The organism is Leptospira kobayashii (genome assembly GCF_003114835.2).
In the GTDB taxonomy this organism is placed as follows: domain Bacteria; phylum Spirochaetota; class Leptospiria; order Leptospirales; family Leptospiraceae; genus Leptospira_A; species Leptospira_A kobayashii.
In genome coordinates, this window is the sequence record NZ_AP025028.1 from 1,346,323 (window position 1) to 1,373,168 (window position 26,846).

A 26,846-nucleotide genomic window follows, 5' to 3' on the forward strand; every position below is an offset into this window, starting at 1 on the left:
TTCATTTATTCGTTTTCGTCGGCAAAGTATTTAAGAACAACCAAATTGCCTTTAATTCCAAATCATTCATATACCCTAGATTTTGCCAGGACATAGGAGGGCGTATCTTTGATCCATCCGGGCGAATTCCCGTTCGGATGGCTTGGATAAAATTCGATTCAGTCCAATGACCGATTCCTGTGGAAGTGATGTTTTGCGCATGAGGCCAATCAGGAGGAGCTCCGGGAATAGGACCTCCCGAGAATTCAGGACCATGGCATCCTGAACATGTTGCTGCCACATAACGACCGTATTCCGGTGTGAGAGCTGCCTTTACCTGCTTGGGTGCGGAGACGGAATGGTTTATGATATTCGCAGATACAAGTAAGGGAAGCTCACCCAATACGAATAAAATCCGGGCTAAGGGGCCGACTTTTTGCTGCTCTATTTGATGATTCACCGGAGGGACGCTACGGATATAAGCGATCAATTTACCTACTTCCTCATCGCTCATTCCTTGGAAATCACTGGATGGCATAAAAAGAAGTGCTCTTCCGTCAAACGCCACTCCTTGCCGGATTCCACGTGCCAAGTCGAAGTCGGTCGTTTTTTCCTCCAGACCGCCTAGTCCTTTTGTTAGGTTAGTGCCAGTAAAGCGACCCATAGCCGGATCATCGATAAATACTTGTCCGGCTAAGTTTTTACCATGGCAATCAATACATCCTCTGGAGAGAAAAAGTCGTTTTCCTTCTTCTTTGGAAGATACATCTGTCGGTATGGAAATAGTTCCTTCGATTACTGGGAAAGTCCGATTCATTCGTGTATTGCTTAAAAAATATACGAATGTCATTCCTCCGATCAGTAGAATAAATAGTGTTAAGAAAATGGATAGAATCCATTTTAGAGTTTGTTTCATAATTGATTTCCTATATTCGGATATATTAATATTTTATTTTTATTTATCGTAGATATTGTTCTTACTTTTATTTTCTCGCTAAAACCCCCTCCAGAAATATGGATATTATCGTTTCTAAACTTTCTTCGAAAGAAAAATTATGATGAATCAGATATTCCGGAGTAAGTATATTATTGATAGTCCCGATTAGAATGTCTGTTGCAAAACTGGGGTCCAAATCGGAACGCAGGTCCCCTTGGTTTTGCGCTTCCTGCAACAAGGAGGCTAGGCTCTTAATATTATTGGTTCTGAACTCCACAATCCCTTCAAATATATCGGGCCTTTCTTTTTGAATATCAACGAGAAGGTTTTTGGAAACTTTGGAAGTCGACTTTGCCACATGAGACAGGATCATTCTGTATTTTGCAATAGGGGAAAGATCATCCCTTATCAGAACTTCATCAATCTTGGAGTGGATCTGGGCTTTAAAAAATTCAATAACGTCCGTGATTAATTTCTCTTTTGAGGAGTAGTAACGGTAAAGAGTTCTTTTGCTAATTCCCGCAGACGAAGCAATTTCATCCGTATTCACTTTGTTAAACCCTTTGGATAAAAAAAGAAGTAATGTATTTTCTAATATGCGCTTAAACATTGATTTTTGCAAAATACCGTTTTAAACCGGGAATTGAAATTTTTTCACTTTGGAAGGCTATGTATTGGTCCGGGCGTACTAAAATCATTCCTTTTTTCATCCTTACCGCTTTTGCAAAGTTCGGCTCCGATCCGGGTGTCAGAGTATGTATTTTCAATCCGGGCCATACAGAATCCAGGTGATCAAGTTTTACATTTTCCAAAAGGATCAGATGAAAATTCGAATTGTCTATTTTGTTTAAAACCGATTCACCTGTGGAAAGTTTTGCATGTGGCAATCTAATACCCGATAATTTGGATGAGACTGCTTCCGATAATAAGCTATTCTTGTATGAAATTTGAGTTTGGGAAATCCGTTTGAATATTTTTCTTCTTATCATGGGAAAGGAAAATAAAACCGGAACTAAAAACGGCAGAATGAATCTCCTGATCAGTTTGGAAATTCGTTTTTGACCTGTCATAAGAGTGAAAAGCCGATCTGTCTCCGTTACTAATTGTTTCGCAAAAGGAAGTCTTTCTTCTTCGTAGGAATTTAAAATATGGGATGATGTTTTTTTTCGCAAAACAGATGCTAATTTCCATGCAAGGTTGTGAGCATCCTGAAGCCCGGTATTCATTCCTTGGCCTCCGGCGGGGCTATGTATATGACCCGCATCTCCGCATAAAAACGCTCTTCCTTGTCGAAAGGATTTTGCGAATCTATGGTGCAATTTGTACTGGGACAACCAATGCGGATCTGAAACACGAACCTGTACGGGAACTCTTTCGTCTAAGATTTTTTGAACCAAACCTAGATCTACTTTTTTACCTTCTTCCGATTCGGGGATAATCCCGAGCACTCTGTATCGCAACTCTCCCGGCATGGGAAAAAATCCATTGAGCCCTTCTTCCGCAGGAGAAAGGACCGCATAACCGCGTGGTAGTTCCCAATGAACTTCCAAATCTCCCAGATAAAAATTATGTTCATAAGAATCACCTATGAACTCTATTCCCAGACTGTGCCTAACCGTACTATGTGCTCCATCTGCACCGATGATGTACTGAGCTTGGATTTTCTCTTCTCCATTCGGTCCGCTGATGATCCCAGAGATGGAGTCGGGTTTTTCTTGCAGAGAGATCAATTGGGTTTGCCATTCCACTTTTCCCCCTTGTTTTTCCAAATGTTCTGCCAGGATTTTTTCCGTTTTGTCTTGGGGAAGGACGAGTAAAAAAGGATATGGGGTAATGTCTTCGCCTAAATCTCCCAGATCGCCGATTGCCATTTTGTTTTTGAATAAAAGTAAAATTCCTTTGATTCTTTCCCCTTGCGAAATTACCTTTTCGGCGATTCCGATTTGTTCGAAGATTTCCAATGTCCTCGCCTGGATGGCGAGCGCCCTGGAAAAATTGGAAAAAGCCGAACCTTTTTCTATAATTCGAAATTGGATTCCCCATTGGGCTAATTGGCAGGCGGCAAATAAACCGGTCGGACCAGCTCCGCTGATCAATACTTCAGTTTCCGAGAGTTTCATAGGGACAATGTAGATAGGTAAACTAAAATAGTGTCAAGTAGTTTACCTGTAAAAAAACAATCGAATATCCTAATTTGGCTATATTGGAAGGGAATTTGCCCTGAATCTGCTTGACCTTCGTTCTTTTCCCTTTGCAAATGAACGTTATGCGATGGAAAAAATCCGATTTCTGGATGAACGCTTCACCCATTGAGATGATCAATTTTTTCCGCCAGATCCACGAAGAATGTTTTTTAAAGGATTGGGTTGAGGCATTTCACAAGGATGATTCGCTGATTGATCTGGTATTCGAATACCTTTGGCTCTATCGTTCCGAATCCGAAACCAGAATCCTTTTGAACCATTCGGATTTTCCTCCCTGGCTGTTGTTGCGATTTATCTACTTCGGGTATGGAAAACAAATCCTCCAAGGCCATTTTGATTCCAACGTATATTTCGCTCAGGTAAAAAATTTGATCGACTCCGAACAAAGTCTTCGTATTCTTTCGTTAGCTGAAGAGATGGACAAAGATCCTACTTTGAAAATCCATTTACTTGCCAATTTGGATGCGCAAACTTGGGAGTCTTATTTCGATATTCTGGAGCAAAACGAAAAAACCATACATGCATTAGTTGGAATATTCGTAAATTTGAAAGAACAGGAAATCAGAACCATCCTTTTGAATAGTCCCACTCTTTATATCTATTTACGTCTGATGTTGGTTTCCAGAAAAATCACAGATGATGAAGTAGGGGATGAAAAGGCAAAAATCCTAAAGGATATTTTGGAAGGGATTCGGGAGTGGGAACTTTTTGCCACCAACCTTAAAGACAAATTCGATCTGCTTACGGAACGAAAACAAATTCCCAAAGAGAGAGATTCGAAACGAATTTCACTGATATTATATGAATTGATTAAAGTGGGAGAAGAAGACAGAGCGGGAATCATTTCCTACTTAAAGGGAAGTCATGTGATTTTGGACGAATGGGAAGAAGGAATCATCCGTTCTACTTTGGTAAATTATAAACAGTTCGGTACCTTCATTTAACATGTCGATCGGCGATCGCAATTCCAGTTTGGATGCACTTCGCGGTCTTGCCGTCTTTTTGATGTTAATCGTAAACCTTCCCGGTTCCTGGTCGTATCAATATTCTCCTTTCAAACATGCAGCCTGGAACGGATTTCAATTGGCGGATCTTGTATTCCCCTTATTTTTATGGATTGTCGGTTTCAGCATATCTTTCGGTTACAAAAGAGAAGGAACCCCCGTTTTAAAATGGGAAAAAATCCTCATACGCACATGCATTCTTATCTTTTTAGGACTCTTTCTGAATCTTTTTCCCAAGTTTTCCTGGGAAAATTTTCGAATTCCGGGGGTATTGCAAAGGATCGGCATCGTTTATTTATTAACAACGGTTTTGCTGTATACCCTGGGGCTTCGACGATTTATTTTCTTTGTGATAAGCGGTTTGTTTCTTTATAGTTTTTTTGTATGGTTTACGATTCCGAACGAAGATACAATCGGTTTGAATGCCGATTTTCCGCTTTTGGATCCAAAAAACAACTGGGCATCATTTACCGATCGACTGTTATTCGGAGCACATGTTTGGAAGGAAACATCCCCTTTGGATCCGGAAGGTTGTCTGAGTACAATTCCCGCTTTATCCACGGTCTTATTCGGATTTTTATTAGGCCTTCGAAGTCAAAATCAAACGAATGACTCATCCTTCAGAGCGCCAATGGTTTCGATTTTTAGTTCCGTAGTTTTCATTCTTTTAGGAATCGCGGTTTCCTATTTGATTCCTTTGAATAAAACATTATGGTCTATTTCTTTTGTGTTTTTGACTGCTGGAATTTCGCAGTTTCTTTATCAATTGCTTGAGTTTGTAGGAAAATACAATCGCTCCGTCTTTCACTGGCTTTCGTTATACGGAAAATACGCTTTGTTTGTTTTTGTATTTACCGGTATTGTTGCCAGATTGCAGGTTTATTCTCTTTTTCGAAAAAATATATTTCAAAGATTTGTTTTCATTACGAACGATACCTATCTCGCAAGTTTCCTATTTTCGATCTTAATGATTCTAGTTGTCTGGATCTTATTGAAAATTTATGAATTTTTCAGTCGGATTCGGGAGAGATTTCGGACCCCCGTAGGGAATTCGAATTGACCCACTGAATTTATCTGTAAAAGTGAACTAGTCGGTCTAGCTGAATGCGGACTAAGCAACCATCGATCTAAGGTAATTTTTATATATATGAAACCAAAAGAGAGAATTTTAGAAAGTTCATTTACTCTTTTCCGTGAGAAAGGATTCCAAGCTACGGGAATCTCGGAGATCTTGGAAAAAGCCGGTGCTTACAAAAAGACCTTATACGATCATTTTAAATCGAAAGACGAGATCGGTTACGAGTATTTGAATTATCTTTCTCTTCAGCAAAGAGTTGTTATGTTGAAGGTGTTGGACAAGTCGGTCTCTTTGGAAGACTTTATCGAAAAATGGGTGAATTTTATTCTGAGAAACCAAAGAAATTCATCCAGAAAGGATTGTCCCATCGCTTTATTTTCAGGTGAAGTTTCCCATTTAAGTCAATTCGATCCTTATCGAACGGAAGCGATTCAGTATGTACTCGATACGATCGAGATTTGCATTCTACGGTTTAGATCTGATTTGAAACAGGATGGAATCAAGTCTTTGAGTTTGGAACTTTATATGCTTTATCTGGGCGGCCTTCGTCTTTATTCTCTTACTAAGGATCGCAAGGTAGTGGAGAGGATGAAGGAACAAATGACAAGTTGCGCGAGTAAAAAGAATCGTTAAGATCGTTTAAATCGAGTTATCCGCTAATCCTTTCTGGCGAATCCGACCGATCATAAGTCGATACTGAATCCTATATTGATCTGACGAAAGGTTCCCGGTTGGATTCCGATGGGAAGTCTACCGGATACGTACCTTTTGTCCGCTATATTTTTTGCCGTAATGAATAAAGACCAATTCGCTCCTTCCGGCTTATATCCGGAGCCGATATTCCAAAGCCAGTATTCGGGAATGACTCCTCTGGAACCGTTCGGAGTTTCGTTTTCGGTATTTTCCAAATCACTGAATTGTTTGCCTACGTATTGGAATTCATTGCGAAGAAAGAATCCTTTCGGATGAGAGAAGGCGAGTGCTATGGCACCGCTATCTCTGGATACGTAAGGTAGCAGATTTCCTCTGGTATCTCTGGAATAAGTGTTGTTTCCTTCCGTAACTAAAAGAGGTCTCGTATCATAAACCAAATTTCCGTTATAGTCTATCGAGTAGATAAGGTTAGGTGTTGATTGCGAGCGAGCATCTATTTTGGAATAGATGAATTCCCATTCCAAAGACCAGGATCTTTGCATTGTTTTTCCCATATCCCATCCGAGCGAAAACTCCAGTCCTTGGTGAATGGAGTATCCCGTGTTTGCAGGTCTTGCTCCTAATTCCGACCCGGCTTCATTCGTATTGATGATTTGATCTCTGAAAAACATTTTGTAAACTGCAGTTTCCAAACGTACAAAGTGAGGAAGTTTGGAACGGATTCCCGTTTCATAATTTGTGCTGGTTTCGGGTTTGAGATTATAACCTCTTCCGTAAGGATCAAAGCCGGAAGAAAAAGTAGGAGGTGAAAAAGCTTTGTGAACTCCTCCGAACAGATCCGTTTTTTCCGCGAGTTTATAGACGAATCCGATTCCGGGTAACCAGATGTTGGTTCTTACCGTTGAACTATCGTTTGTTTCTATCCAGGAAACTCCGGGATATACAAATCCGATCGATTGTTCCTGAAGAGAAGGAGATCTTCTTATAGTAACAGTTGTTTGTTTTATATCTTCACGCCGGATTCCCGGAATGAGTTGAAAGTTTTTACTTAAATGAATTCTATCCTGTAAAAAAACGGAATAAGCTTCGATTTTTCTCAGTTGATTGTTTGTTTGGTCGGGATTGGTTGATTTATAAAGAAAGTCTGCCGCGTTTGTTCCGGTAAAATCATCCAGCAAATTTCTTCTGGTGATCCACCCTAGGTAGTCTTTTGTTTTACTTAAATAAAGTCGGTTTTGATTTTTTTCCCCGTGAGCACGGGCGCCGAAGTCGATTTCATGCAAAATTTCTTTTGTTTTAAAACTGAACTCTCCTCTCCCATCCAATCCGAATATCTGAAAGTCCTGGTTTCTCTGGCCGTAAGTTTCACGCAAATATATCGTGTCTCCCGGCCTTGCCCCGATAAAGGATGGTGTGTAAACCCCCAAGGTATCCCCGGGTGGCGGCAAATAACCACCGTTTGTATGATTATCAAACAGATAGTCCTGTCTTCCCCAGTCACGGCTGGATTGGTTTCCATAGGTTCGGATTCCTCCCTTGATGAAGGAAAGCGGAGACGTTTCCCATCCTATGACGGTCGCTATGCGTGATAGTTTTTTTTCATCGAATACAGCCGGATTGATTTTCTGATTTTTCCTATATAGACCTTGCGATAATCCGAGGTAGGTTGATTCCGCTTTTTGTTCGTGACTTTGCAATCGAAAAGTAAATGCGGAATCATTGTCCAGAGTATAACGTAGTTTCAAATCTAATTCATTGACTTGAAAGGATTGGTGGTCTCTATATCCGTCCCCGGACTTTCGGAATACGGTCGTATCGATCCCAAGTTTGCCGAATGTCTCACCATATCGAAGTAAGTTGGAGAAATAACTGTTTGTTCCTCCCATGGATTTCCATTGAAAAGCCGGCTCTAATGGAGGTTTTCTCGTTACAATATTGATGATTCCGCCTATTGTACTCGGTCCGAAAAGAATGGAACCCGAACCCTTTACAATTTCCACTCTCTCCGCTCTTTCGATAGATGGGAAATAATAGGTTTCGGGTTGTCCGTAAGGGGAGAGGGAAACCGGCAATCCGTCTTCCAAGATCAGAGTTTTCCTTGTCTCTTCATTGGACACCCCTCTAAAACCTATGTTAGGTGTTAATCCGGCTGCATCTTGAAAACGAACGGAAGCTCCCGGTACCCTTCGGAGAGTTTCCAAAGGATCCATCGGATTTGTTTCTTCCAGATACTTTTTTGAAATCACCGTAGCGGATCCGGGCACCTTTGCCAGATCCTTATCTTTTGAACCTATGACTTTGATTCCCGGCTCTTCTTTGGTTTGTTTTTCCTTTTCATCGGCATCTTCCGATTTCTCCGATTGAGCAAGAACGGAAAAAGATAAGAGGTAAGTTAAAATGCAAATGGAAAAAAAGTAAGTGATCTGATTTGATTTTGGATTCATGGATAATTATTTTTTAATACGAAATTCGGAATTCTAAACATTGGAGTAACGTCCCCGCTCAAATCATAGTTTGGATTGACAAGACGCTTCGGGCTTTTGCCGTTTACGGATACAAATACGTTTGCATAAATTTGAATGTTCTTTGTTTCGGGATGTTGCCGGATGTAGTCGTTTTTTAAGTAGCGTGCAAACTGTTCGATCATATCCGGCTGATACGACATCATCTTGATTTGGAAATTGCTCAGATGATCTCTCAATCGGACGGGAATTTTATTTTTATCCGTTTGAATCCAAAATTCCGCATGCCCTGCCTTTTCCACGACCATGATATTCCAAGAGAAACGAAATCCTTCTTCCGTCCAAAATAGGTTTCCCGGATAAAACCGATGCCTATTTGCCAAAAACATTTCGAATAAAAACAAAATACCACATAACAAAATATACACTTTTTTAAGAGGATATTCTTTAGGTTTGTTGGTTTTCTGTGAAAAATCCAAATGGGGAATTTTGTTGTAGAAAAAATCTCCCACTTTCCCGTGAATTTCAGGAGAAAAAAGGACTAGCCCCAAAAGGGGCATCATCCAAGGAAACATGCCCAAAGGAAAAAAAAGGCCTGTCAGAAAATGGAATACGATCAAAAATAAATAGGCTATGTATCTGGTGTGCGGAATAGAAAGGAAGAAAGGGATCGTCAGATCGAATATGCAGGCAATCCAACTAACAAGGATTCCCGTTTCACGTAAGGCGAGATAACTTCCGATCCATTTCATATCTTCCGAACGAGACCACCAAATATGAAGAGGCTGACCTTCCAGTAACCATTCCGGATTTAATTTTGCGATTCCTCCGAAAAAATAAGGAATTAGAATTTGAATCCGAAAGATCAAAATCCATATAAAAGAAATCTTTTCATTTCTTTCTGGTAATGGAGAAAGAAATAACAAAAGACCGAATAACAAAAACAGATAGTAATGATTTAAGAAAATGGTTCTGTCGAAAAAATGAAATGCAAAGAAGAGAGGAAGAAAAAAGGAGAGAGCCCATCTGGTCTTGATCCCGAAACTAATGAGTGAAGAGAGAAGTAACAAAACACAAGCGTGTAAATAAGGCCATGGATATGGTAAAGGATCTAATTCCATCAGATGGGGAAAGAATACCTTCGGTTTTAAAAAATATTCTTCGATCCATCCGTTAAAAAGATAACGGGTGACAAGTATGAATCCCAACATTCCATAGATGATTCTGAAATGAACGAGTATCTCGGAGGGCACTCTTTTTTGAAGAAGGTTAATCACCGTCATTCGATGAGACTCCCACGGTTGTTCCCAATGCGGATGTTACACCCGTAGAGAATTGAATTCTTAATTTTCTGACAGACTCGAATATATCCCGAAAAACTTTGTTCTGGTTTACGAAGGAATATTGCAAACCGAAATACACTGAGTTGGATTGCAATGTATCTATCATTCGGATTGAGTTTTGGATTTCGGATTCGATTTCAATTCCCAAACCGGAACCTTTCGATTCCAGAATCTTCGAAAAACCCTTGTTTGTATTTTCGTTCAGACTTCCCTGCATGATAAACAAAATCGATTCCAGGTTGGAACGAACGGATTCAAGGGATGCTTCCGCATAAGGATTTTCCCTTTGATTCCAATTTTCCACTCCATGAGAAGAGGCAAGTAATCCCGAAGGAAGTCCCAGCTTCGTATCGATGACGGAGGTAAGTAAAAAAATGGATTGGTTCATCAGTTCATCCACAACATCTGCCTGACTCTCGTAAGGACTGCTTGCGCTTCCAGGAGTAAGGAATTGAAGATAAAAACTTTCGGCTGTATCCTTTTTCCAGGAATCCGAGAGAAATTCGGATACAGTTACCATCTTATCCGCTATTCTACAAAGATAAGTTCCCCGATTCGGATCCGTTTGAAATTGAGTTAAGGAAAAATTCCCCCCGATTCCACTAAAGAGCAAATATTCGATCGCACCCCAGCCTGATTTTTTAACTCCGAAAGGAATGGAGTTGGAGTTGATTGCGGATTCTATTTCCGCAGGCGAAATGGGAAGTTTTTGAGTATAACTTTCCAGTTGCCCGTAACCGTTTAATACGTTTTCTGCGGGACCGAATCTGTAAAATTCCACTCTTTTTACCTGTTTCCAAACGATTCTCCATTGGCTACGGATTTCATCTAGGTGATTCGTTGTCGGGTTTGTTTTGAAGCCGGCGCAGATGTTTTGAAACGACTTTGTTTCCGTTTGAAGCCTTTGGTAGGAGGGAAGGATTACATTTTCAGCGGTGTTTTTTAAAAAATCACTGGTCCTAAATACTGTAGCGAGTGTTAGAAGAGATCCTTGGAGGTTTGCGTCTTCGGTAGCTTTGTTTTGATGCTTTTGGCAAGTGAGTAAAATCAAAACGAATAGAATCGGATTTTTTAATTTCATAAGGATTTTAAAAACAGAATGATATTGGAACGATCTTCTTTGGACAAATGCATAAACTTTTGTTTGGCGGACTCCGCTTCTCCTCCGTGCCAAAGAATAGCTTCCTGATATCCTCGAGCGCGTCCGTCATGAAGAAAGAATTCATGTTGGTTTACTTGTTTGATAAGTCCGATGGCCCAGAGAGGGGGAGTTCTCCACTCTCTGCCGTTTGCAAGGAACTCTCCGCGATTGTCTGCAAGTCCTTCTCCCATATCATGCAATAACAAATCCGTATAAGGGCGAATGTCTTGGTTGGAGATTTCTCTGGTAGTATGTTCTCCCGTGATCACATAAGGTTTATGGCAATTGGCACAACCGATTTCCAAAAAAGATACTTTTCCCTTTTTGACTGTGTCCAGTTTCCATCCTCTCCTTCCCGGAACTCCCACCAAACTTGTATAAAATGAAACGAGTCCCAGCCTGACTTCACTTACCTCCAATTCCGATAATGCGGGACTTGCGGCACAATCGGTCTGCGATCCGGGACAGTCATTCGTCGGAAAAAGAGGATTTGTAAGTCCGATATCACCTAAGAATGCTTCCGCATTTTGTTGGCGCAAATTCGGTTGACCGGCTTTCCAGCCGAACCTTCCCACTTTTGCCGATGAAGTGGCTCTATCCCAAACAAGATTAATTTTTCCGCTGATTCCGTCTCCGTTGGAATCGTTCGGATCCGCCCATTCCGTTAATTTTGTCTCGGGGATTGCTTCCAGAAGACCTAACCCAGGTATAATGGGGGCGGTTCTGGGAGAAAGTTCGAAACTTGCAGGTGCTGCCACTCCCAGTCCTGTTGTATTCCAGTTGATCGTATAAGTGGGTTTTCTTAAAGAATATGTTTCTCCGTCCGGAAATATTCCGACTATCTCCTGATAGGTGATATGGACGGAGCCTTCTCCGGGAATTGTATTTCCGTTATTATCTATGATTCCTCTTGGATTTAATTGTGTTCCGAAGTTGTCTAGTCCCACGTTTCCTCCGGTGACAGGATGTATCTCTCCCGTCTTTCCGATTCGAATCAGCATGGTAGTGAGGTTTGTGCCGTCGTCGGGAGGTTTTCCTCTTCCGTCTCTTACATGGCATCCGTTGCAAGATGTACTGTTGAAAGTGGGGCCGAGTCCCTGCAATGCTGTGCTTCCGACGGGAACCCAATTCAAATTAAAATTCGCATTTCCATTGTCGAAACGAACCAAACGGTCAATATCATCCACATTATTTGCAATCAAATCGAATGCATTTACCGTAGTATCAAACGTAGTAGTATCTCCTCCCGAATAAGCCTCTCTGGGATCGTCTTGGTTTGCATTCATAAGATAGTAGGCAAGTGCAGTCCATTCGGCAGTCGGATTTTTTTTATCTTTCTCTTGGAACGGATGGGAACAAGCCCCTAGGAAGAGGCTTGTCTGTATCAGTAATATTAATTTTGTAAAGATACGAAACATTGATCCGGGTTATAGATTCAGTCCTGAGTCTTCGATCGTGGTTCCGAATCTTTTTGCTGCGGCTTGGATTGTTTTTCCGATGGCTTTTACGCTCGTTTGAATCGTGCCGGTAAAGATAGTATGTTGGGTTGTTCCCACCGCCGAAGCAACAATCACTTGATCAAAACGATAGGAAATGGTTCCGTTTGCGCATGTTTGGTTTAAAGAAGGGTCTTCATCAAATTCATTCAGGCAAAAAAGTTTGGCATTGCTGATATTTTTGAGAGTAGTCGTTTTTTCTTCCGAAGTTAAGATGGAACCGAGCCCGATCCCCGGAGAAACGGAAGATCCATTATAAGTTCCGGTAAAAATATTTTCAAATCCTGTCGCGTCATAATAAAAATCGTTTTTGGTATTATCGCTAAAGCAGGAATGTTCTTCTTCCTGTGAACCGGAAGCAGCTCCGGACATTCTTTCTCCGCCCCATTCCCCGTATGCGAATTTGGCAATTCCGCGAAGAACAGAATCCAAAGACTTTCCGTCCGCATCTTTCGTGAATTTATAATAATAGGAATTGGAATCCGTCGAAGACCATTGTTTTTTAAGTATTGTTATGTGATCCACCAAGAGATCGGTTGAACTTTTTAAATAAGTTTTTCTATTTGCGAAGTTTGCATTGGATACAAAATCGGCAAGAGGTCTTTGTCCCGCCGCGACGGCGTTGGATGTCGCATTGTCTTTTCCCCAAAGAGTGTATTCTATCGCATGCCATCCGACTGATACATGTTTTGCGGCTTCGGTAGGTTCGTCGGCGGTAGCTTCCTCCTGTTCGTTTGCAGGCAACAAGGCGGCTTTACTTACGATTCCGTTTGTCACCAAATAATCATTATAACTTTCGTCGAGTGGCCATGCATTGACCAGAGGTTCTATTTCTTTACTTTCTCCTGAGATTGTTTCGAAAACAACTTCCTTGTTATCCACCGGACCGTTGGAAAATCGAAAGATTTCAGTTTGTAAATAACTGACTCTTGCCTTTCTCCATTCAATTCTCAGTTCATTCAGTCCTGTTTGAGTCGGATTTGCTACGAATGCATTTACCTTGGTTTGGAATGAGACTGCCGCAGTGTAGGCATCCGAATAATTTTTCTCGGCAATGTTCGCGTAAGTTTTTAAAAAATTCTCTTTTGTGGGAGCGGCACCTCCCGTAAGTGCAAGAAATGCAAGGGCGAGCGCATCATTTTCCTTTTTTTCTTTTTCGAATGGGTTGAGTCCGTTTAAGCCGAGTTGGTCGCAGTTAGAAACTGCGAGGCCAAGCAGTAGAAAAAGGGTAGTGGTAAGTCGTTTCATAGATTGTGTCCTGAAATTGAGATTCAGTCTCATATTTTTTTGGGAACCTACTCTGTCAAGATACTAATATTGAGTCTCATTATCGTTTGTAAAGGAAACAGTCTTTTGCTTTTGTCCAAGCGGAATACAAATCATTCAAGGAATCGTATCGATCTTGTTTTTCGATGCGGATTGCTTTTTCCGCGATTTCGAATGATTCTTTTCCCACTTTCCATTTGATTGAGGAACGGTTTTTCTGAGTGATAGTCTATGTCACAGATTTGAGTGACATGCCGATCGAAGTCGTAATGAATACTCGCCTCGTAAAAATCAATGGCAACATATCACTGTTTTTCCGTGAAAGAATGGAAATTTAAAATGAAATCCAGAGACGCGAATCACTTCTCCGAGCCACAAAAAATCATAAAATTCCTTTAAGCTGAATTTGATTTTATCTATTTCCAGACTGATGAAATTATTCCTTTATATCCAGAATTTTAGCGATTTTTTTCCAGGCCTCCAACCGATTGGATTCAAAAACCTTCAGTTGCGTTTGGTCCGAAGTGGCAATATAGCCGAGGATAGCTTGTCCTTGCAAAATAAGATGTCCGTATGTGGATTCGATTTCTTTTAGAAACTTTTTGTCTTCTGCGGAAAGATTTCCTTCTTTGATGAGTGTGGAGATCTGATCCTTACAGATTTTAGATAAATTCACATAAGAGTTCATTATGTTTTCCGTGGTTTCCTTATCGTAGGCTTGTGAAACAAATCCGTCCGAAAGAGTTCCGATCGACATATATGTGAGATAAAGTCCTTGAGCGGACAAAGTCCCGATGGACTCAAGTAAAATGCCTTGGTTTCCTGCAACTGTTTCCTGTTTGGTGGTTTGCTTTTCTTTTTTGGAATCCGCAAATGTCGGAAACGAAATGCAGAATAACCCGCCGACGAGGCCGAGTAAAAGTAATCGATTTTTGATTTTTGTAATTATGGCCAAATGCATGGGGTCGATCTTTCTGAAGATGCTAAGTCCGGAAAAGCACATTCGGTGAAAAAAATGTTCTTTTTTTTTAAATAAATTTCCAAAAATCTTGACACTGGTTCAAAAATGCACAAAAATGATGCAATTGGCGTAATTGTGTTAAATATGTATAAAACAGAGGGAAAAATGAAAAAATCAATCATCTTAGGGCTATTTTTAGCTCTAATTTCGTCCATGCCGGTTTGGTCTCAAACTCAGGCACAAATGTTTCAAAAAGTAGGGGTCGTAGGTGACTCTTTAAGCCACGGATTCTTCGGTGTGACCGTAGAAAAAAAGACCCAGGATTGGGCTTATCCGGTACTTGTTTCCAAACAAGCGGGAGCTTCCGTTTCGTATAACGAACTGGCCGGTCCTTATGTAAATTTAGAGGACGTTTTGAAATGGGATTGCGGTGTGTTTTGTATCGCAAGTTCCATCATCGGTGGAAACGGGAAAACCGTATCCCTTCCGACTCACGCAGGTATCACCGGAGCTGAATATACAACTCTTCTCAAAACTTCCGGTAAATGCGAAGACATCACTGCTACTAAACAAGATAAAGAATGGTATTGGGAAACTTGGTACTGGTACACTTATCGTTGGGTGACTGTTGCCGATTGCCAAGATCCTGACAAATTTCACCAATACGGATTACGTGATGCGGGAACTCAAACGCAAATCATGGAAAAAGTAAAACCTACTTTCCTATTCGGAACTGCTGCCGCAAATCACGTATTATGTACTGCACTTCATACATCCACGGATTGTTTGGATGAAGCCCGTTACAAAAGAGATATTCGTGCTTTCTTTGCAAGAATGTCCGCAATGGGTTCTTTGAAAGGTGGAGTTCTATTCACTATTCCTAACGTAACTGCAATTGCATTTCTTGAAAAATACACTGACCCGCAAGGCAGAGCGAATTACAGCGGACTCAAAGCTTTCTTCAGAGGTTCCGTTTCCGATCCTAATCAAGTATTGGATGCGACCGAAGTAGCTAAGATTTCCACTTTCCTTACTATGCTCAACAATGAAATCAAAGCACAAGGGGCGACAATGCGCTTCGCAGTGGCCGACCTAAAAGTGATCTTTGATGATATGAAAGAAAACGGTCGTCCATTGGCAAGTTCCACTGGTTGGTCTCCTGGAAACGCAAGAGCTGCTTGGCCTCTTCCTAACCAACCGGGAGTATTCGGATTGGATGGAGTTCACCCGAACATGTTCGGTCACTCGGTATTTGCAAACGAATTGATCAAAGCGATTAACTCCCGTTACGGATTTGCAATTCCTCAAGTGAGTGAATACACTGCATGGTATTATGATAGCTTGAACCGTAACCCTGTTGATCTTAAAAAATTCCTAACTGAAAACATTTTCGGTCAGGCAATTTCCTGGGTTGTATCCATCTTCGCATAAGAGGGAACTATGAAAAAGCGGTATAAATTGATTCTGGGAGGGTTTGGACTTATGGTCCTTGCCCTCGCTTTATCCTTGGTATTTTTAAATGACGGAGATTCGGATCGTTCCAAAAAGAATTTGGGAATGGACGAATCCGATCCTTCTTTTGAAACTTCCGCAAAACATCTATTTGATGACCCTGAGTTTGCCGATGCTCCCTATCCGGAGGATGACGAACTCAGTCAGGCGGAAAAACTTTGGCCTTTCGCTTTGGAAAAAAAGCCGAACAGAAAGGAAAAAGTAAAAGAAGAGTGGAGAGATTTTGCGGCGAAATACCCTAAAAATTTCTACATCCCGAAAGAGATCCGCGCTCCTAGAACGGAGGCGGAAGAAAAAGAAGCACAAGAATTATTGGAAGACTTCACGGCAATGGACGCAAGTTTTGCCAGTTTCATTTCCAAGAACAAATGGTCGGAACCAGGTAGCAATCCTCCTTCTGCAGGATCGGAAAGACCGGCTCCCGCAAAACAGAGAGCATACTTTGACTATAAGATCTATGAATTGGAGTCCCGTATTCAAATGATAGAATATTGGATGGAAAACCAAGCATCCGCTACGGAAAAAGTAAACGCTGATAAAGACTTGAAAGTATGGAGAAAAGAACTTTCTTCCCTTCAACAAGTTAGAAGCCAAGTTCCTCAAACATAAAAAATTTCCCTCGGGCCCGAAGATTCACTTCGGGCTTTTTATTTTTTACACCGAAAATCATTCAAATCGCTCAATACTTGACAAATAAGTGCATATTCTGAGTTGTTGATAATGAGAGTAAGTCTCATTATCAAGTTTATAGAGGTGCACATATGGGAAGAGTCAAAAGATTCTCAGTCCTAACCATATTCCTTATCGGGATAGGTTCCTTGTCGTTTTGCAAAGAGGATGTACCCAAGGTCAATTTCGGACTTTTGGGAATCCTATCGGGAGGAGAGACATCGTTCGGAGTCTCTGGGATTTTGAAGGATTCTTCCGGCAGTCCTCTTTCCGGTGCATCCCTTTCTTTTACAGATGAAACGAGTTCTGTTCGTGCTACTACATCTCAGAAAGCCGAAGCCACCACGGACGAGAATGGAGTCTGGCAGTTGAATCTTAAGGAAGGCACGTTTCATCTTTATGTGACATCGAAAGACGGCGTTTCCTTGGGAAGTTTTAAAATTGCAACAGCAACCGGAACGAACCCGGTGATATTTAACGTTGCCGGAGCATCTCCCGGTTCTTTTGAAGTTACCATCATTACAAGTTCCGAGGCTATGGGAAGCGGAGGTTCCAATTTTTCGATTCTTTCTCCTTCGGCAGGCAAACAACTGTTTGTTTATCAAGTGGACCTTTCCATTTCTTCCCAAGAACAAGGGATTTATCAAATTTATCTGAATAACTCTAAAAAGTTAACGCTTAGTTCTTCTTCCACGGACTTAGTTACTCTTTCGGGAACGATCAAACCGCTTCTCGGACAAAATAATCTTAAGGTCGCTTTCATCGGGAATACGGGAACTTATGCAACCAAATCCGTTTCTTTTTATTTTGGAAATAGGACAACCGGAGGAGGATCTCATTCCGGTTTTGTAAAGAACGGATCTTTGTACACTTGGGGAAGAAATAACAAGGGTCAGTTGGGATTCGGAACTTCCACGGGTGATCTTGCCAATGCTACCATTACAAAACTCTCTACAATCAGTGACGTAGCTTCCATTTCATTCAACCAAAACAACTCACTTGCCATCAAATCGGACGGGACAGTTTGGGCCTGGGGTGCAAACGCTCAAGGTCAATTGGGACAAGGAGATAATGTGGAATTGGAGACTTCTGCGACGACAGCAGGCCCGAGGCATCCTCCCCGCGAAGTGCCGGGTATTTCCAACGCAGTTATGGGATCTTTCGGATTCAATCATGCTGTAGTTTTGAAATCGGACGGATCGGTTGTGGCATTTGGACAAAATAACGTCGGTCAGCTGGGAAACGGAGCTACAGGACTTTCCTCGACTAGTTATTCCGCAAATCCCGTGACAGTTGTCGGTCTTCCAACAGATGTGATCCAAGTGATTGCCGGCTCGGAACATTCAGCAGCGCTTACTTCAACAGGTGATGTATATGTTTGGGGTAGAAACCAATACGGGAATTTGGGAGACGGAGTGATCGGCACTGCTACTGCTGTCACTTCTGCCCCGAAGAAAATAACAAGTATTAGTGGGATTAAACAAATTGCAAACGGCAGGGATCATATTCTCGCTTTAAAATCGGATGGGAAAGTTTATTCTTGGGGGCTGGGAGCGAGCGGTCAATTGGGAACAGGTGGGTCGGGTAGCCCGACTCCCGTAGCAACTCCGACACTTGTTAATAATATTTCGAATGCTACTTCCGTTTGGGCCAATGGAACTCAGAGTTTTGCGATACTTTCGGACGGAACTGTGAAAGGATGGGGGGCAAATTCCACTTTAGCGAGTTTGGGAATCGGCAACACTACCACAGCTAAGGTTTACGAACCGGCGGACGCAGTGATCGGGATTAAGAATATAGTATCTTTCGGCTGCGGTGCCACTCATAATTTTTCTATGTTAAGCGACGGATCACTTTACGGATGGGGATGGAATTTCAAAGGTTCCTTGGGTCGTCCTGACTTGCAGGAATCCTGGGGAGCCGCAACACCGGTTCTTGTCACTCTTCCCGATTAAAAAGTTTTATTGAATGTATATTTCTCCTATTTTAAAGAACGTATGCTTGTTATACGTTCTTTCTTTTTTTCTCCAATGCGCCGATCCCCGAATTTCCCTCTGTAAGGGAGGTGGAGTTTGTTCCGTTTTACCGGTATTGAAAGAAAATTCTTCAGGATCTTCCGATTCTACAGTAGAACGTTTGTTAGAGACAGTTCCTTGGGAATATGAAGACGGGGAGGAGTTTTCCGCAGGTAGAAACATGACTAGCTCGGAACTTGGTGACAGAGCGTTTTTGCAATTCGGTCCCGTTTCCAAACTTTCCGAAATATCCGAATTTACGATCGGCCAATCCGTGTTTGATGTTCCTTGGACACCCGGTTTCTCCGCAAGCCTTCCTGATAGAGACGGATTAGGCCCTATCTTTCATCGGGATTCCTGTTTGGGATGCCACGAAAAAAACGGAAGAAATTTTGATCCCGATGGAACCAGGTTGATTTCCAGCTTGGTACGGTTAGGCGTCGGTTCCGGGGGAAATGATCCGGAACCGAATTACGGAAATCAATTGCAGCCGAACGGAGTAGGAAGTGTTCCCGCTGAGGGAAATGTGATCCTTCAGTATGATACAATAACCGGCAATTTCGGAGACGGGACAGGTTATACACTCAGGTCTCCAAAGATAGTTTTTTCCGGTTTGAATTACGGAGCACTCGCTTCCGATCTCAAAACATCTGTTAGGATGACACAACAGGTGATCGGTCTCGGGCTCTTGGAGTCGGTTTCTGAAGAAACGATTTTGAGTTTTGCAGATCCCGAGGATAAGGATAAAAACGGGATTACAGGAAGACCGAATTATATTCGGGATCTTTCCGGTTCGGGTAAAAGCCTGGGAAGGTTCGGTTGGAAGGCAAATATGCCTAGTTTGAAAAGACAGAATTCCGCGGCATTTCTTGGGGATTTGGGGATCACAAATCCGATCTTTTCCACTCAAAATTGTACATCGATCCAAACACTATGCCTTTCTGCAGCAAACGGAGGTTCGCCGGAAGTATCGGAAGCCAAGATCGTTGCAATTACCAAATACATGCAGTTAGTTGCCGTTCCCATCCGAAGAAAGGCTTATTACGGAAATATTCTGGAAGGGAAAAGAATGTTTCATTGGGCTGGTTGCGCCAATTGTCATATTCCCAAAATGAAGACCGCTTCAACCTCTTCTTTCCCGCAACTTGCCTCTCAAACCATCCGTCCTTTTACTGATCTTTTATTGCATGATATGGGGGAAGGGCTTGCCGACGGAAAAGAAGACGGAGATGCAAGCGGGAATGAATGGAGGACCGCTCCTCTTTGGGGAATCGGTTTATTGGAAACGGTTCACGGAGAAGCCAGATACTTGCATGACGGAAGAGCCAGAACCTTAATGGAAGCTATTTTATGGCACGGAGGGGAAGCGGAGAAAAGTAAAAATTTTGTTAAGAACTTAAATCAGGACTTAAGAGATCGTTTGATCGAATACCTGGAAAGTTTATGAACAATCGGATTTGATATTGAGGTTTACACTTTTTCTTAAGTTGGCAAATATATACAGAAAATTATGCACCTTTCCAGATATTGTTTCCTAATCGTTTTTTTTCTAAGTACATTCGTTTTCCAATGCGGAGACAAAGATCAAGTCCAACCAAAACCTGTAGTAGAGGATGAAGTGGAAGAAGAAATACCAACGTCAAAATTACTGCAAGATTTGGATTCCAGCGACGTGTTTTTACGCTCCCAAGCAACGATTCAATTGGGTAGCAGGCAGGTGAAAGAGAGTGTCCCCAAACTGAAAAAACTTCTCACCGACAAGGAGCCTGGGGTTCGGGCGGGGGCTGCGATCGCCTTGGGAGATCTTCAGGAAAGATCAGCCACACAAACGATTGTTAAACTACTTGAATCGGATAAGGAAAATCCGAAAGACGTATATCTGGATGCGCTCGGGAGATTGAAAGATCCATCCGCAGGAAAACAAATCGTTCTTCTTTTGGATTCGGAAGATCCGACTCTTAGATTGCAAACGATAGAGGCGCTTGTTCTCATCGGAGCAAAAGACCAAGGTGCTTCCATCCTAAAGATGGCTTTGAAAAACAAGAACAGGGAAAAAGATAAAACTTATGCCATGGCCCTTGGCAAACTTGGTTACAAAGGATCTGAAGATTATCTTTTGGGTCTGACTAAAACTTTGGATGAATCCACTACACTTGCCGCCGCTTACTTGGCGTTAGGCAGAATCGGTGCGAAAAAAGCAGTACCTATTCTTGCAAAGGCATTGGATCTTTCCTTTTCCAAGGGAAAAGAAAACGCATCGGTATCCCTCATTCAAATCGGAGATCCTAAAACGATAGATTTGGTTTTTCCGTTACTTGAATCCAAAACGGAAGAGACACAAATGTATGTAACGGACGTTTTGTCCGGTATTCCTTCTTTGGAAGCGGGAAAACGCGCCCTCGCATTATTGAATTCCGATAAAAAATCCACTTGGGGAAATGCTGCCAAAATCGCAGGTCGTCAAAAATACGCACCTGCTCGGGAAAAACTGGAAAGCCTGCTCGTTTTAGATTCTACACCTAGCAGAGATTCGTTTGCGGAAGCCTTGGGTTGGATCGGAGACAAGGCATCCATTCCTGTACTTAGGAAGATCTTACTTTCCGGTGCAAAAGAGGGTCCTTACGGATCCGCATGGGCATTGGGCGTGATGGGTGCCAAGGAAGCGGTAGGGGATTTGATCACCGCAACAAACAGTTCCGACGGGAAATTGGTATCTTATGCGTTGGAAGCATTGGGTTCGATTCGGGACGAGAGCGCATTGCCTGCGTTAACTAGGCTTCTCAAAAACAGACCGCAGATGGCTCCTCAAGTTTTATCTGCCGTGTCGCAACTTCAAAGTAAAGAAGCAAGACTTGTCATTGAAGACGCAACAAACTCAAACGACCCGAATGTATACCGCCCGGCTATGGAAGAATTGGCCAGACGAAAGGACAAACTGTCCCTTCCGATTCTGTTTGAACATGTGAACGGGCCGGAAGCAGAAAAAAGAAAACTCTCCTACTATGCTTTAGCAGCCATTACAGGAGAGCATTTCAGAACGAAAAAGGAATGGAATGATTGGAGAACCAAAACTAAGAACTGATCGAATCCAAAAATTTTTTGATATTGGGGATTCCGTACTGTTGTCTGGGGATAAGAGATCGGATTAACCTTCCACCGAGGAAAGCGAATAATCCGTGAGCAATCCTCGGAGATCCTCCCACTCCCACACCGAAAAAAGCTTTAAACCGATTCACATCCGTAGATTTTATATAGGTTTGTCTCCCAAATAAACTTTCATTAGGCGACCTCGGATTCATTCGATTCGTCGGATAGGATTTCGTCCCAATCGGGGAAAGGATCATTCAGATTTTTCCAGTGAGCCGGTCCCCGCTTCATTTCCTCCGGAGAGAGTAGGCAATCGTTGAGAGACTTCGTGATTTTTTTTTCATCCATATCCCTTCCGATCAAAACGATTTCCTGTCTTCTATCCCCCCAAGGCTCTTCCCATACGTTTTGCAAATTGATTTTTACATTAGGATCATCCGGTATATCTTCCGGATCTATCGCCGCCCAAAAGTAACCTTCCGGTTTGTAAGAACTTAGACTCCCGGCTTGCGAGTACAATACGACCCAATCCATTTTGGAAGCAAGCCATACAAATCCCTTGGCTCGAATGAGTCCCTTCTTTTCCTTCGCGAGCCAATTCCAAAATTTGTCGGGATGAAAGGGAAGTCTGGATTTATATACAAAACTTTTGATTCCGTATTCTTCCGTTTCCGGACTATGTTCTCCTCTTAACTCTTTCAACCAAAGAGGAGACTCTGCCGCCTTTTCAAAGTTAAATTGTTTTGTATTGATTACCTTATCCAATGGAACTTTGCTGAAATCGGTAGGGATTACTTCTGCTTCCGCATTCAGACTTTTTAAAATGGATAAAAGCGTTGTTTGTTCTTTCGGTTTTAACATGGACCATTTATTTGCGATGATTATATTTGCAAATTCCACCTGATCTACGAGCAAATCGACTAAGTCCCGTTCATCTTCTTCTCCCGCTTCCAGTTTACGATCTTTCAAAGACTCGATGGAATGAAAGTCTTTCAGAAAATTCACTCCATCCACAACGGTCACCATTGTGTCCAGTTCTGCGATTTGAGAGAGGCTTGTGCCCGACTCATCCTCGAATGTGAATGTTTCCGCGATGGGAAGCGGTTCTGAGACTCCTGTGGACTCGATGAGTATATAATCGAATTTTCCCGACTTTGCCAGATTTGCAATTTCAATCAGCAGATCTTCGCGTAACGTGCAGCAGATGCAACCGTTCGACATTTCCACTAGTTTTTCTTCCGTTCTGGAAAGTTGCGAATTTCCTGCGACAAGTCTCGCGTCTATATTGACTTCGCTCATATCATTTACGATGACTGCTACTTTTTTACCTTCCCGATTGTGGAGGATGTGGTTGAGTAACGTGGTTTTACCCGCTCCTAAAAAACCGGAAAGAACTGTGACTGGTATTTTTTTCATGACAAATTCCTGTGTGTGCAACAATGTTGCAAATGCAACTAAATTGCAATATTAAAGACTCCGTATTTCTGTCAAACATAAATGCAATTCTATTGCATTTATGTCTTCAAATCAAAAGCATATACAAATGGGCTAAATTTGTTTGTCAGAATTTTCTTTGGAACCAGTAGTTGACTAGATGGACAATTACTCCCTTCAACCCGCAAAAACGATCAATTCCATTCGAATTTTCTTATTTATTAATTTTGCTTTAGGCATCATCGGAACTTATTCTACGCTCGACCGGACTCAATCCACCTTCATGATTATAGGCGCAGCTATATACGGGATCAGTGCGGGAGTTCAGGCTTTTTTATTCAAAAAAGGTTGGGATCCGAAACCTTTTTACTTTGTGTTATGTGATGTGTTCGTGACCGGGATGAACACCATCCTTCAGGCTAATATCAATCAGGATATAGCGGCCGGTTCCATCAAACTAGGAATCAATTACACAATCAGCTTTTTTCTAATACTTTATTCAGGGTTTCTTTTTTCCTGGCGCCAAACGGTTGTTGTGGGCGTGTTGCTTTCGATCATTGATCTCGTGACTTTGTATGTCGCTTATTTGAGCGGTGTGGAATTCATCGATAGGACCGATCCTCATAAATTTCCTTTCGCAATATCCAGCTCCATTGAAGTGGTAAAGTTAGCGTTTTTACTTATGGCGACTTTCGCCACGGGTAAAATGGTGAGTCTTCTTGTCAAAACCAGAGACGAGGCAATGGAAGGTAAACGGGTTGCCGATGAACATTCGTTAATTGTAGGTAAGCAAAAGGAAAATATGCAGGAAACCGCAGTAAAACTCAACGAATCCGTTTCTGCTTTGAAAATCTTTACGGAAGATTTGAATTCTCAGATCCAAACACAAGCCGCGTCCATCGAAGAGATCAGCGCATCTCTCACTCAAATTTCCCAGGCAACAGAAAGTTCGGCGTATTTCGTAAGGGACCAATATCAAAAAATAGAAAAACTGAACGAAGAAAGTTATAATCTGGAAAAATTAGTCGGAGAAATCCGTTTAGAAATCTCAGAGATTTCCAAACAAATCAATCAATCAACTAACTTTAGTAATGAGGTATCTGCTTCCATGTCCTCATTAAATTCCGCTTTGGACGAAGTGAAACAATCTTTTATGAAAGTCGAAGAAGTAAACCAAATCATGAAAGAGATTGCCGACAGAACCAATCTGCTTTCTTTGAACGCTTCCATCGAAGCTGCGCGCGCGGGAGAACACGGTAGGGGATTTGCAGTCGTTGCGCAGGAAGTGGGAAAGCTCGCGGACAGTTCCGCTACGAATGCAAGCATTATCTCAAAAACGATTCAAAAATCCAGATCCGACCTGGAAAACGGAAACACTTCCGCCGGCATTGCTTCGGAAATGGCAACTAACCAGGAGAAGGAGCTCATCGCCATTGAGACCAGCGTAAAAGTATTTCACGAAAAAATAGAAGAAATGCAAAACATCAATGCAAGGGTTGTTTCTTCGCAAAGAGAATTGAAGGATCTTTCTTCTCAGTTGGAAACCATTGCGACGGAACAAAGTATCGGAAATAAAGAAGTGACTCGCGCTGCCCAAAGCATTGAAGACGCAGTGCAAGTGGTTGCGGAAAACACAAGACTTCTCCAGGACCAAATCGAAGAGATTGCGAGGCAGGCTGAGAAAATCAGATAAAGAGTCGGTTAGTGAACACTTGTTTTCTCAGTTATTTCTCCGTTTGATCAACCGGATCGGTTATTTGTTCGGAGGAATCCTTAAGAAAAATATTTGTGGTTCTCGGGCTATCCCTTATAATTGATCTGGAACTACTTCTAGTTCGGAGATCCCTACATGATATCAAATAATTATTTTTCTGATAATGAAGATTTAAAAGATCATTTCGATTCCCTCACTGATTGGAAGGAAATCGTGGATTCATACGAAGAAAATTTTGCAGACTATGCACTCTATCAAAAAACAAGCCAAGAAGAACTCGCTTATGCTCCCGGAAACTACGAAGACGCGATTGAATTTTATCGTTCTACTTTAGAAGCTGGTGGGGATATCGCAGGTAAGGATGTCTCTCAAGTTGCCAAACAAATGGACGAAGTGGGACTTAAATACAAAGACGGAAAAGTAACTTTTCCGAAAGAAATGATCGATGTGATTAATAAAATCAAATCAGCGGGTCTTCTTCCATACGGGATTCACCGTCATTACGGTGGGATCGGACTTCCTTCCGTCGTACAATCCATGTTATCCGAGTCGGTTTCCCGTGCGGACGGCGGACTTGCGATTACTCTCGGTTGTATGAACCTTGCGGAAACAGTAGAAAGATTCGGAACGGAAGAGATGATTCATGAATTCGTTCCTAAGATGGCTGCGGGAGAACTTTGCGGTGCTATGGCACTCACCGAACCCAACTACGGATCCGACCTTCCCAATCTGCAAACCAAAGCGGTGAAAGGAGAAGACGGTGTTTGGAGAATTACGGGAACCAAACGATTCATCACTCACGCTTGCGGTTTTGATACTATGCCTTCCATCATTTTGACTTTAGCAAGAACCGGATCTACAACCAGTGGTGCCCGCGGTCTTTCTTTCTTTTTGGTTCACTCTAAAGATATATTTGTAGCATCCATCGAAAAGAAAATGGGACTTCATTGTTCTCCTACCTGCGAAGTTGTTTTTGAAAACAGCCCGGGGATTTTGATCGGGGACGAAGGTAAAGGTCTTGTTAAATATTCCATGGCGATGATGAATCAAGCACGTTTGAATATTGCTGCACAAGCAATGGGAATTGCAACCGCAGCTTATTTTGAAGGTCGTAAATATGCCACCGAACGGGTGCAATTCGGTAAAACGATCGATCAAATTCCCGCCGTAAAAAAAATGTTGGATCGTATGGAGAGAGAAATTGCGGGAATGCGTTGTATCCTATACGAAGCAAGCCGCTCCGTGGATCTTTATCGTTGGAAAGAAGAAAGAGGTCGTATGAACGGAATTCCTGAAAAGGAAATCAGAAAAGACGAAACCTTCAAACGTTGGGAAAAATTAGCATCTCTACTTACTCCTCTTTCCAAATACTATATTACCGAACTTGCCAACGTAGTTGCTTCCGATGCTTTGCAAATTCACGGTGGGTCCGGTTATACGGAAGACTATGATGTAGCAAGAATTTATCGGGATGTTCGTATTACAAATATCTACGAAGGTACGACTCAGTTGCAAGTAGTTGCTTGTATAGGAAGTATCGTTGCGGGTATGACGGAGACAGGTATTTTCAGAGAATACATCAAAGACGAAATGTCCAAATTCAAAGTTTCCGACGAATTGAAAGAACTTTGGAGTCAGTTGGAAACAATCGTGAGTGAATTTGCTGAAATCTCCGGCACTCTCAGAGAAGAGCTCGCTTTCGAAGTTGTGGAATCCGCTGCTCGTCTTTTGGTCAGTCTCTTATTGGAAAGAAGTGTTCCTCGTGCAAAAGTGGAAAGAAGAGCTGCCCGTAAAACAATCGCTCAAGATTACGTTTTGGATAGCTCTGCAATCCTCGTTTCCAATCTAACAAAGATTAAAGGCAAGAAAAAAAGCCTGGCGACTGTCTGA

Annotated in this window: 21 protein-coding genes; 10 read left to right on the forward strand and 11 right to left on the reverse strand. The window is 42.0% G+C overall.

Translation table 11 applies throughout. The features are described 5' to 3' along the window. Position 1: 1 nt before the first annotated feature. The 3 genes from DI077_RS05935 to DI077_RS05945 all read right to left on the reverse strand — a co-directional run bounded on the left by DI077_RS05935 (position 2) and on the right by DI077_RS05945 (position 3,036). A complete protein-coding gene (locus tag DI077_RS05935) occupies positions 2-895 on the reverse strand; it encodes a c-type cytochrome (RefSeq protein WP_174705611.1) in 894 nt (297 codons plus the stop codon). A gap of 67 nt (positions 896-962) precedes the next feature. Further along, positions 963-1,526, reverse strand: coding sequence for a TetR/AcrR family transcriptional regulator (locus DI077_RS05940; RefSeq protein ID WP_109018689.1), 564 nt, complete (start codon positions 1,524-1,526; stop codon positions 963-965). Next, positions 1,519-3,036 carry an FAD-dependent monooxygenase gene (locus DI077_RS05945; RefSeq protein WP_109018690.1) on the reverse strand — a complete coding sequence of 506 codons (1,518 nt, stop codon included), beginning with the start codon at positions 3,034-3,036 and terminating at the stop codon, positions 1,519-1,521. Before DI077_RS05945 ends, DI077_RS05940 begins: the two co-directional genes overlap by 8 nt. Positions 3,037-3,182: 146 nt before the next feature. Between DI077_RS05945 and DI077_RS05950 the strand changes: the two genes are divergently transcribed. The 3 genes from DI077_RS05950 to DI077_RS05960 all read left to right on the forward strand — a co-directional run bounded on the left by DI077_RS05950 (position 3,183) and on the right by DI077_RS05960 (position 5,835). Beyond that, a complete protein-coding gene (locus DI077_RS05950; RefSeq protein ID WP_109018981.1) occupies positions 3,183-4,064 on the forward strand; it encodes an LBF_1199 family protein in 882 nt (293 codons plus the stop codon). 1 nt (position 4,065) lies between these two features. After that, the gene (locus tag DI077_RS05955; RefSeq protein WP_109018691.1) at positions 4,066-5,184 is read left to right on the forward strand and encodes an acyltransferase family protein; all 1,119 of its coding nucleotides are present in this window, start codon (positions 4,066-4,068) and stop codon (positions 5,182-5,184) included. A gap of 87 nt (positions 5,185-5,271) precedes the next feature. Then, a complete protein-coding gene (locus tag DI077_RS05960) occupies positions 5,272-5,835 on the forward strand; it encodes a TetR/AcrR family transcriptional regulator (protein ID WP_109018692.1) in 564 nt (187 codons plus the stop codon). A gap of 50 nt (positions 5,836-5,885) precedes the next feature. Here DI077_RS05960 and DI077_RS05965 read toward each other — a convergent pair whose 3' ends face one another. The 6 genes from DI077_RS05965 to DI077_RS05990 all read right to left on the reverse strand — a co-directional run bounded on the left by DI077_RS05965 (position 5,886) and on the right by DI077_RS05990 (position 14,525). Further along, complete coding sequence (locus DI077_RS05965; protein WP_109018693.1) at positions 5,886-8,300, reverse strand: TonB-dependent receptor family protein; 2,415 nt, start codon at positions 8,298-8,300, stop codon at positions 5,886-5,888. Continuing rightward, positions 8,297-9,601 carry an HTTM domain-containing protein gene (locus tag DI077_RS05970; protein WP_109018694.1) on the reverse strand — a complete coding sequence of 435 codons (1,305 nt, stop codon included), beginning with the start codon at positions 9,599-9,601 and terminating at the stop codon, positions 8,297-8,299. Before DI077_RS05970 ends, DI077_RS05965 begins: the two co-directional genes overlap by 4 nt. Next, positions 9,588-10,742, reverse strand: coding sequence for an imelysin family protein (locus tag DI077_RS05975; protein ID WP_109018695.1), 1,155 nt, complete (start codon positions 10,740-10,742; stop codon positions 9,588-9,590). Before DI077_RS05975 ends, DI077_RS05970 begins: the two co-directional genes overlap by 14 nt. Beyond that, on the reverse strand, positions 10,739-12,088 hold the full coding sequence (locus tag DI077_RS05980) for a di-heme oxidoredictase family protein (protein ID WP_109018982.1): 1,350 nt from the start codon (positions 12,086-12,088) through the stop codon (positions 10,739-10,741). The genes DI077_RS05975 and DI077_RS05980 overlap by 4 nt, the downstream gene beginning before the upstream one ends. A gap of 141 nt (positions 12,089-12,229) precedes the next feature. Then, the gene (locus DI077_RS05985) at positions 12,230-13,546 is read right to left on the reverse strand and encodes an imelysin family protein (RefSeq protein ID WP_167837075.1); all 1,317 of its coding nucleotides are present in this window, start codon (positions 13,544-13,546) and stop codon (positions 12,230-12,232) included. A 454-nt stretch (positions 13,547-14,000) separates the two neighbouring features. Continuing rightward, on the reverse strand, positions 14,001-14,525 hold the full coding sequence (locus tag DI077_RS05990; protein WP_135354829.1) for a hypothetical protein: 525 nt from the start codon (positions 14,523-14,525) through the stop codon (positions 14,001-14,003). A gap of 165 nt (positions 14,526-14,690) precedes the next feature. Here DI077_RS05990 and DI077_RS05995 point away from each other — a divergent pair, with 165 nt between their 5' ends. The 5 genes from DI077_RS05995 to DI077_RS06015 all read left to right on the forward strand — a co-directional run bounded on the left by DI077_RS05995 (position 14,691) and on the right by DI077_RS06015 (position 21,803). Continuing rightward, positions 14,691-15,956, forward strand: a complete 1,266-nt coding sequence (locus tag DI077_RS05995) for a hypothetical protein (protein ID WP_242935380.1) — start codon at positions 14,691-14,693, stop codon at positions 15,954-15,956. 9 nt (positions 15,957-15,965) lie between these two features. Next, on the forward strand, positions 15,966-16,646 hold the full coding sequence (locus DI077_RS06000; RefSeq protein ID WP_109018699.1) for a hypothetical protein: 681 nt from the start codon (positions 15,966-15,968) through the stop codon (positions 16,644-16,646). 152 nt (positions 16,647-16,798) lie between these two features. Next, the gene (locus DI077_RS06005; RefSeq protein WP_109018700.1) at positions 16,799-18,661 is read left to right on the forward strand and encodes an RCC1 domain-containing protein; all 1,863 of its coding nucleotides are present in this window, start codon (positions 16,799-16,801) and stop codon (positions 18,659-18,661) included. A 241-nt stretch (positions 18,662-18,902) separates the two neighbouring features. Next, positions 18,903-20,168 (forward strand): di-heme oxidoreductase family protein, encoded by a 1,266-nt coding sequence (locus DI077_RS06010; protein ID WP_242935432.1) that lies wholly within the window; start codon positions 18,903-18,905, stop codon positions 20,166-20,168. 63 nt (positions 20,169-20,231) lie between these two features. After that, positions 20,232-21,803, forward strand: coding sequence for a HEAT repeat domain-containing protein (locus DI077_RS06015; protein ID WP_109018702.1), 1,572 nt, complete (start codon positions 20,232-20,234; stop codon positions 21,801-21,803). Here the strand turns inward: DI077_RS06015 and DI077_RS06020 are convergent. Then, on the reverse strand, positions 21,793-21,957 hold the full coding sequence (locus DI077_RS06020; protein ID WP_167837074.1) for a hypothetical protein: 165 nt from the start codon (positions 21,955-21,957) through the stop codon (positions 21,793-21,795). The two genes, DI077_RS06015 and DI077_RS06020, sit on opposite strands and share 11 nt — an antisense overlap. A 43-nt stretch (positions 21,958-22,000) precedes the next feature. Then, on the reverse strand, positions 22,001-23,224 hold the full coding sequence (gene zigA, locus DI077_RS06025; RefSeq protein ID WP_109018704.1) for a zinc metallochaperone GTPase ZigA: 1,224 nt from the start codon (positions 23,222-23,224) through the stop codon (positions 22,001-22,003). A 178-nt stretch (positions 23,225-23,402) separates the two neighbouring features. Between zigA and DI077_RS06030 the strand changes: the two genes are divergently transcribed. Further along, positions 23,403-24,935: a methyl-accepting chemotaxis protein gene (locus DI077_RS06030; protein WP_109018705.1), complete on the forward strand. Its 1,533-nt coding sequence runs from the start codon at positions 23,403-23,405 to the stop codon at positions 24,933-24,935. 156 nt (positions 24,936-25,091) lie between these two features. Further along, positions 25,092-26,846: an acyl-CoA dehydrogenase family protein gene (locus tag DI077_RS06035; protein WP_109018706.1), complete on the forward strand. Its 1,755-nt coding sequence runs from the start codon at positions 25,092-25,094 to the stop codon at positions 26,844-26,846.